Source organism: uncultured Catenibacterium sp., assembly GCF_900540665.1.
Lineage (GTDB): Bacteria > Bacillota_I > Bacilli_A > Erysipelotrichales > Coprobacillaceae > Catenibacterium.
The window spans coordinates 1-7,571 of the sequence record NZ_UQGV01000088.1 but is presented as its reverse complement, the minus strand read 5'-3'; the positions used below and the strand labels follow the sequence as shown (position 1 = coordinate 7,571).

Below are 7,571 nucleotides of genomic sequence, written 5' to 3'. Positions count from 1 at the left end.
AATTGATATTTTCATCTAATTTGTCAACAATCTGTGAGCCTCTTTAAGAGGCTCTTTTATTATGCAGAAAAATAAAAATATATACTCATAAAAATCTCTATAATTTCAATATACGATAAAATTGTGCTATAATATGTAAAGGAGGATTTCTATATGAAAAACGTTATTATAAATGGTAAAGTGATTTTAGAAGATTCTATAAAAGAATTAAATGTATTTTTTGAAGATGGTAAGATTACAGAGGTTAGTGATCGTACACCTACTGATGAATCTGTGATTGATGCAGAAGGTTTATATGTAGCGCCAGGTATGATTGATGTTCATACTCATGGGCGTAATGGCAGCGATACAATGTATGCTACTTTCAAGGATTTAAACAACATTTCTGTTTCAGAACTTAAGACAGGTGTTACAAGTTTCCTGCCTACGACTATGACTATGCCAGCTGAGGATATTAAAAAGGCTATTGCGGCAGGGTATGATAATAAGGATAAGGTAGAAGGTGCTAAAATTTTAGGTATGCACCTAGAAGGTCCTTTCTTTAGTGTAAAATATAAAGGCGCACAGCCAGAAGAGTGTATGATTGCACCTACAATAGAAAACTATTTATCTTTTGCTGGTGAACATCCTGATTTTGTAAAGAAGATTTCTTTAGCACCTGAAATTGAAGGTGCTGTAGATTTAATTAAGTACTTAACTGATCATAATGTTGTTGTTTCTATGGGGCATACTGATGCAACTTATGATGAAGCAGTTAAGGGTATTGAAGCAGGTGCGATATCTGGGACACATACATACAATGCAATGACTCCACTAAAGCATAGAGATCCAGGTGTTGTAGGTGCTGTAATGCTTCATGATGAAGTATATGCAGAACTTATTCTTGATGGTGTTCATGTATCATTCCCAGCTGCTAAGATTCTAGCAAAGATGAAAGGCGCAGATAAACTAATTCTTATTACTGACTCATTAGAAGCTGCAATGCTTCCTGATGGTGTTTATGAATTAGGTAATCAAAAAGTTTATGTTAAAGATGGACAGGCTCGTTTAAAGGAAGGAAATCTTGCTGGTTCTACCGCTAATTTAAATCAGTGTGTAAGAAATGCTTATAAGCATCTTGATTTACCTTTATATGAAGCTATTGGCTTTGCTACTAAGAACCCAGCAGATCATTTAGGACTTAAGGATTATGGACGTATTAAAGAAGGATGCGTTGCAGATATGATCTTTATTGATGATGATATCAACATCAATAGAGTTATCCTAAATGGTGAAACTAAAATTGGAGGGTAGTTATGGTTACAATTAAAAATGAATATTTAGAAGCACAGTTTGATCCTAAAGGCGCTGAAATCTCAAAGATTATTGGCATGCAGGATGGCATCAACTATATGTGGAAGCAAGATCCTTGTTTATGGGGACATAGTGCACCTGTTCTATTTCCAATTGTTGGGGCATTAAAGAATGGAACTTGTCGTATTGATGGTAAAGAATATCATATGAATCAGCATGGCTTCTCTAGAAACACAGAATATGAAGTTTATGAACATGATGAAACACATGTTGTTTTCCATTTATCTTCTAGTGAAGAAATTAAGAAGATGTATCCTTATGAATTTGATTTATATGTGACTTATACTTTAGTAGATAATAAACTAAAAGCAGAATTTAGAGTAGAAAACCATAATGAAGATGTTATCTATTTCCAGATTGGTGGTCATCCAGCGTTTGCATGTCCGTTTATTGAAGGAGAGGATGTAAATGATTACTATATCGAATTTGAGCAGCCAGAAACAGTGGAACAGAAAATAATTGATGTAGTAAGAAAAGGTATGTCTCATGAAACAAGACCATTATTTGATCATGAACGTCATTTCTTTGTACGTCAGGCAATGTTTAATAATGATGCTGTTGTTGTACCTCATTTTAAATCTCACTATGTATCTCTTAAATCTCTTACAAATAATAAGAGCTTGAACTTCTATATGAAGGGATTTGATCATTTAGGATTATGGACAAGTTCTCATGTAGGTGGCTTACTTGCAATTGAACCATGGGTTGGACATACAGACTATGTTGACTTTGATGGAGAATTCAAGGATAAAGAAAGTGCTGTAGAATTAAAGAAGGATGAAACATTCACTTGCGAATTTGCAGTTGAAATATTCCAGTAAGAAGGCAAAAAATTGCCTTCTTTTTTTATTTGTTGTTTACGTAATATAGATGAGAATGTTATAATTTTTTAATGATAGGAGGTATTGCAATGAAAAAGTTGTTATTGGTTATACTATGTTTGGTTATGACAGCATGTGGAACAAAGAAAAAAGATTCTGATATTTCAGATGCTGTATTAAAAAAATACAAAGAAGATTTGCTATATATTAAAAAAGCTGAAAAATTCGATAATTGTTCTGATAAAATGAATATTAAATTGTATTATACAGAAATCAATAAAGGTTATCGCTATGAAATGGTTATAGATGAGCCAAAACAAAATATGTATAACATTAAATCTATTTCATATAGTTCATCTTGCTTAGATGATTATCAGCCGACTATTGGTTATTTTGATAAGGAAACATATTCTATGATTCCTGGAGTTGTTGATAAAAAGAAGAACATTTATAAAGGTATTACTTTATCAGGCAGAGTAAAGAAAAAGGAAACTCTTAAAGTTCTAATTGAATTTGATACAAAAGAATCTCAGTCTGATGAGTCATATAGATATTGTTTCGAGGTGTAGAATGAGAATTGATAAATTACTAGCTCATTGTGGATATGGGTCAAGAAAAGATGTTAAACAGCTTTTAAAAGATGGTCTGGTTATTTCAAATGGTAAGAAAATAAAGTCATCAGGTGCACATGTGGATCCTGAAAAGGATGAAATCTATGTAGGTGATGAAAAAATCAATTATTCTAAGTATGTTTATTATATGCTTAATAAGCCTGATGGCTATGTAAGTGCGACAGAAGATAATGTTTATCCTACAGTTATTGATTTGATTAAAGAATATCATCCAGGATTGTTTCCAGTAGGAAGACTAGATGTAGACACTGAAGGTCTGTTATTAATTACTAATGATGGACAACTAGCACATCGTCTTCTTTCTCCTAGAACACATGTTCCTAAGACTTATTATGTCAAGGTCAAAGGTAGACTTGGAATAGGAGACGTTAATGCATTTACTAAAGGTATTCCTTTAGAAGATTTCACATGTATGCCATCTTTTTTGAATATTATCAAGAGTGATGCAATAAGTGAGTGTGAAGTTACTATTTATGAAGGTAAGTTCCATCAGGTTAAAAGAATGTTCCAGGCATGTGGTAAAGAAGTTGTTTATTTGAAGCGAGTGAGCATGGGTGAATTGAAATTAGATGAGAACTTAAAATTAGGTCATTACAGACCACTTACAGATGAGGAAATTAATAGCATACTATGACGTTTTATGATATAATAACATCGATATGGAGGTTTTATGAGATTAAGAAATAATCCTGATGCCATGCCTTTTTTAGAAGAGCAGGCAGATTTAGTTTTTATTAATCCACGTGATCACTTAGGTAAGTGGAGCGAGGTGTTTGGAAATAACAATCCTATTGCAATTGAAATTGGAATGGGAAAAGGTGATTTCATTATCGAAAATGCGAGAAGAAATCCAGATATCAACTTTATTGGTATTGAAAAATATTCTACAGTTTTAACTATTGCAGTTAAGAAATATCTTGAAATGGAGGCTTTGACTAATCTCCGTTTTATGAAGGAAGACGCTGCAGTACTTGGCGAAGTGTTTGCGGAAAATGAAATAGATACAGTTTATTTGAATTTCAGTGATCCTTGGCCTAAAAAGAGACATTCAAAGAGAAGATTAACTTATGCTTCATTCCTTGATGTCTATAAGAATATTCTTAAGAAAGAAGGGCATCTAATCTTTAAGACAGACAATCGTCCATTCTTTGAATATTCACTTGTTTCTATGAATAATTATGGTGTTCGTTTTCATGATGTATGTTTAGATCTTCATCATAGTGAAGGATATGAAGACAATGTGATGACTGAATATGAAAAGAAATTCTCACCATTTGGACCAATATATAGAATTGATATTGATTTTGGAGAAATGAATGGATAAACTCATTCCCCTTCATTCCTTAAAGGAATTTGAAGAAGCTATCCAAAATAGAAGTATTGTAGTATTTTCTACAGAGTGGTGTCCAGATTGTCTTTATATGAAAACCTATATAGAACATATTGTTGAAAGTAATCCAGCATATCGATTCTATTATGTAAATCGTGATGATATGCTTGATTTATGTATTGAATTAAAAATCTTAGGTATTCCTTCTTTTGTCGCATATGACAAAGGTGAGGAATTAGGAAGATTTGTATCGAAATTAAGAAAGACAGAGGAGGAAGTTCAGTCTTTTATTGATTCAATTTAAAAAGAAAGTGTGGGTTGAATATGAAAATTACAGATTGGTTTATGGGCAAGGATATTGATCTTGAGGATACTGTAAAGAATGAGGAACCACCTCATGTGGATCCTGTGATTGAACAGCGTCGTAAAGAAAAATTCAGTGAGCCTATGATCTATAACGAAGAAAATAAAGTCGAAGAAAAGAAAGTAGAAGAAAAAGCTCCTGTTGTAAAGAAAACAGCAGAACCTAAAAAGCCAAAAAAGCAAGAATATGTCATGAGTCAGATCATCTCTCCAATGAACGGAGTACAGGAATCTAACAATCCCGTACCAGAAAAAAAGCCAGTAATTAAGAAAAAAATAAAAAGACGTGAGGATGATGTGGTACCTGTATTAAGTCCTTTTTATGGTGCTCAGGAAATTGAGGAAGAAAAACCTGTAGTTAAAAAGGCAAAGAAAGTAGAAAAGACAGTCAAGAAGGAAAGCAGTGAAGTTATTGATTCTGTAGAAAACCGCTTGAAAAATTTATCTACTTTAACACTTGAATCACAAGAAGACCTCAAAATTGTTGAAGAGAGAACAGGCAAGTTCAAACATGACATGGAGAATGAAGATTCTTTGATTGATGAAATCAATGATGATATGAGTTATGATGAACTCATGAATCTTTATGAAAAGAAGTTTGAAGATTAATGGGAATTGGTGTTGATATTGTTGAGCTTTCTCGTTTAGATGTTGATAATGAACGTTTTGTACGTCATATTTTAGCAGATGCAGAATATGAAATATTTCAATTATTTCCAACTGAAAAACGTAAGAGAGAATATCTTGGTGGTCGTTTTGCGGCAAAGGAAGCTTATTTAAAAGCCAATCATCTAGGTATCGGTGGTATTTCATTTCATGATATTGTCATTTTGAATCATGAAGACGGAAGTCCTTATCTGAATGATAAGGATGCAGACATTTCTATTGCACATGATGGTGGCATTGCTATCGCTTTTGTATATAAGAAATAATTTTATTTAACCCGTATTCACCTTCTTCTTAAAACAAGTCTTTTGGAGGAGGTGATTTTTATATGTATAATCATGTATTTTTAGTGGGCAGAATTGCTCAGATGCCTGATTATGAAATTATCAATAATTATCGAAAGGATGCTTTAATTCATCTTTTGGTGTATCGTCCTTTTGATGAAATTAAAGGATGTAGGGATTATGATCTGATTCCTATTATCTTATGGAAAGGTTTAGCGGAAATGATTAATGATACTTGTCATGCTGGCAGTGTCATTGCAATAAGAGGAAGACTGAGTAATCTTGAAGATAAGCCCATATATGAAGGGTATCGTGTCATGACTGTACGTGCAGAGTCTTTCGAACTTCTTGATGAGAAGCTCAAAGAACTTCAAAAACCGCTGACTATTGAGAAATAAGGAGGTTTATTTATGGTTGATCAGTCACTTATTAGAAACTTTTCAATTATCGCGCATATTGACCATGGTAAGAGTACCCTTGCCGATAGAATTTTACAATTAACTGGAACTGTAGCAGATCGTGATATGAAAGATCAGTTGCTTGACGATATGGAACTTGAAAGAGAACGTGGTATTACAATTAAGCTAAATGCCGTCTCTTTAACTTATAAAGCTAAAGATGGAAAAACTTATCTTTTACATCTTATAGATACACCGGGCCATGTTGACTTTTCTTATGAAGTCTCACGTTCACTTGCAGCTTGTGAAGGTGCTATTTTAGTAGTGGATGCAGCTCAGGGTGTTGAAGCGCAGACTCTTGCAAATGTTTATCTTGCATTAGATAACAATTTGGAAATTCTTCCTGTTATTAATAAAATAGATCTGCCTAGTGCTGATCCAGATAGAGTTGCTGCAGAAGTGGAAGAATTAATTGGTCTTCCTGCTGATGATGCACCTCGTATTTCAGCTAAGACAGGTTTAAATGTTGAAGCGGTATTAGAGGAGATTGTGAATAAAGTACCAGCACCTAGTGGTGATATTAATGCACCGACTCAGGCTTTAATCTTTGATTCTTTCTATGATGCTTATAGAGGTGTTATTATTCTTGTTTGTGTCAAGGAAGGAAAAATCAGAGTAGGTGATCATATTCATTTCATGGCGAGCAACGCTGATTATGAAGTTGTGGAATGTGGTGTTCATACACCTCGTGAAGTGAAGAAAGATGAGTTAGTAACAGGTGAAGTAGGATGGATTGCTGCAAGTATCAAGTCTATTTCGGATGTTCATGTTGGTGATACAGTTACAACTCTTGAAAATAAAGCAGATGAACCACTACCAGGTTATCGTCGTATGAATCCAATGGTTTATTGTGGTCTTTATCCAATTGACAATGTGAAATATAAAGACTTGCGTGAAGCACTTGAAAAGATTGCATTAAGTGACTCTTCACTTGTTTATGAACCTGAAACATCTCAAGCTTTAGGATTTGGTTTCCGTTGTGGATTCCTTGGCTTATTACATATGGATGTTATTGAAGAAAGATTAGAGAGAGAATTTGGTCTTGATCTGATTGCAACAGCACCATCTGTAATCTACAACGTTTATTTAAGTGATGGGTCTATGATTGAAATAGACAACCCAGCTTTACTACCAGATCCAACAACAATTACACGTATAGAAGAACCTTATGTACGTGCTGCAATTATGACGCCTGATGAATTTATTGGACCTATTATGGAATTATGTCAGAATAAGCGTGGAGAATATGTAGATATTGAATATCTTGATGATACAAGAAGAAATGTTATTTACTATATTCCTCTATCAGAAATTGTTTATGATTTCTTTGATAAATTAAAATCATGCACACGTGGTTATGCATCATTTGACTATGAGCTACATGGTTATCGTACAAGTAATTTAACTAAGATGGATATTCTCTTAAATGGAGAAGTGGTCGATGCGTTATCTTCTATTGTTCATAAGGATTTTGCATATGATCGTGGAAGAATCATCTGTGAGAAGTTAAAGACTATCATTCCAAGACAGCAGTTTGAAATTCCCGTTCAGGCCGCTATTCAGGGACGTGTGATCGCACGTACTAATATTAAGGCAATTAGAAAGAATGTCCTTGCAAAGTGTTATGGTGGGGATATTTCACGTAAGAAGAAACTTCTTGAAAA

Annotated in this window: 10 protein-coding genes; all 10 read left to right on the top strand. The window is 33.6% G+C overall.

The window, feature by feature from the left end; genetic code table 11:
• Positions 1–153: 153 nt before the first annotated feature.
• A complete protein-coding gene (gene nagA, locus QZQ55_RS09915) occupies positions 154–1,293 on the top strand; it encodes an N-acetylglucosamine-6-phosphate deacetylase (RefSeq protein WP_295092927.1) in 1,140 nt (379 codons plus the stop codon).
• 2 nt (positions 1,294–1,295) lie between these two features.
• Positions 1,296–2,174 carry an aldose 1-epimerase family protein gene (locus QZQ55_RS09910; RefSeq protein WP_295092925.1) on the top strand — a complete coding sequence of 293 codons (879 nt, stop codon included), beginning with the start codon at positions 1,296–1,298 and terminating at the stop codon, positions 2,172–2,174.
• Positions 2,175–2,263: 89 nt separating this feature from the next.
• Positions 2,264–2,743 (top strand): hypothetical protein, encoded by a 480-nt coding sequence (locus QZQ55_RS09905; RefSeq protein WP_295092923.1) that lies wholly within the window; start codon positions 2,264–2,266, stop codon positions 2,741–2,743.
• Between the two features lies 1 nt (position 2,744).
• A complete protein-coding gene (locus QZQ55_RS09900) occupies positions 2,745–3,440 on the top strand; it encodes a pseudouridine synthase (protein ID WP_295092921.1) in 696 nt (231 codons plus the stop codon).
• Between the two features lie 36 nt (positions 3,441–3,476).
• Entirely contained in the window at positions 3,477–4,130 is a 654-nt protein-coding gene (gene trmB, locus QZQ55_RS09895) for a tRNA (guanosine(46)-N7)-methyltransferase TrmB (RefSeq protein ID WP_295092919.1), read from the top strand.
• On the top strand, positions 4,123–4,440 hold the full coding sequence (locus QZQ55_RS09890; protein ID WP_295092918.1) for a thioredoxin family protein: 318 nt from the start codon (positions 4,123–4,125) through the stop codon (positions 4,438–4,440). Before trmB ends, QZQ55_RS09890 begins: the two co-directional genes overlap by 8 nt.
• 20 nt (positions 4,441–4,460) lie before the next feature.
• Positions 4,461–5,108: a hypothetical protein gene (locus QZQ55_RS09885; RefSeq protein ID WP_295092916.1), complete on the top strand. Its 648-nt coding sequence runs from the start codon at positions 4,461–4,463 to the stop codon at positions 5,106–5,108.
• Complete coding sequence (gene acpS, locus QZQ55_RS09880; protein WP_295092914.1) at positions 5,108–5,431, top strand: holo-ACP synthase; 324 nt, start codon at positions 5,108–5,110, stop codon at positions 5,429–5,431. The genes QZQ55_RS09885 and acpS overlap by 1 nt, the downstream gene beginning before the upstream one ends.
• A gap of 62 nt (positions 5,432–5,493) precedes the next feature.
• Positions 5,494–5,847: a single-stranded DNA-binding protein gene (locus QZQ55_RS09875; protein WP_295092912.1), complete on the top strand. Its 354-nt coding sequence runs from the start codon at positions 5,494–5,496 to the stop codon at positions 5,845–5,847.
• A gap of 12 nt (positions 5,848–5,859) precedes the next feature.
• Positions 5,860–7,571: translation elongation factor 4 (gene lepA / locus QZQ55_RS09870; RefSeq protein ID WP_295092910.1), on the top strand; the 1,712-nt coding region annotated here is incomplete at its 3' end.

Bases quoted from the DNA above. Each gene is read 5' to 3' on its own strand.
- nagA (WP_295092927.1), top strand. From the start codon at position 154: ATGAAAAACGTTATTATAAATGGTAAAGTGATTTTAGAAGATTCTATA.
- QZQ55_RS09910 (WP_295092925.1), top strand. From the start codon at position 1,296: ATGGTTACAATTAAAAATGAATATTTAGAAGCACAGTTTGATCCTAAA.
- QZQ55_RS09905 (WP_295092923.1), top strand. From the start codon at position 2,264: ATGAAAAAGTTGTTATTGGTTATACTATGTTTGGTTATGACAGCATGT.
- QZQ55_RS09900 (WP_295092921.1), top strand. From the start codon at position 2,745: ATGAGAATTGATAAATTACTAGCTCATTGTGGATATGGGTCAAGAAAA.
- trmB (WP_295092919.1), top strand. From the start codon at position 3,477: ATGAGATTAAGAAATAATCCTGATGCCATGCCTTTTTTAGAAGAGCAG.
- QZQ55_RS09890 (WP_295092918.1), top strand. From the start codon at position 4,123: ATGGATAAACTCATTCCCCTTCATTCCTTAAAGGAATTTGAAGAAGCT.
- QZQ55_RS09885 (WP_295092916.1), top strand. From the start codon at position 4,461: ATGAAAATTACAGATTGGTTTATGGGCAAGGATATTGATCTTGAGGAT.
- acpS (WP_295092914.1), top strand. From the start codon at position 5,108: ATGGGAATTGGTGTTGATATTGTTGAGCTTTCTCGTTTAGATGTTGAT.
- QZQ55_RS09875 (WP_295092912.1), top strand. From the start codon at position 5,494: ATGTATAATCATGTATTTTTAGTGGGCAGAATTGCTCAGATGCCTGAT.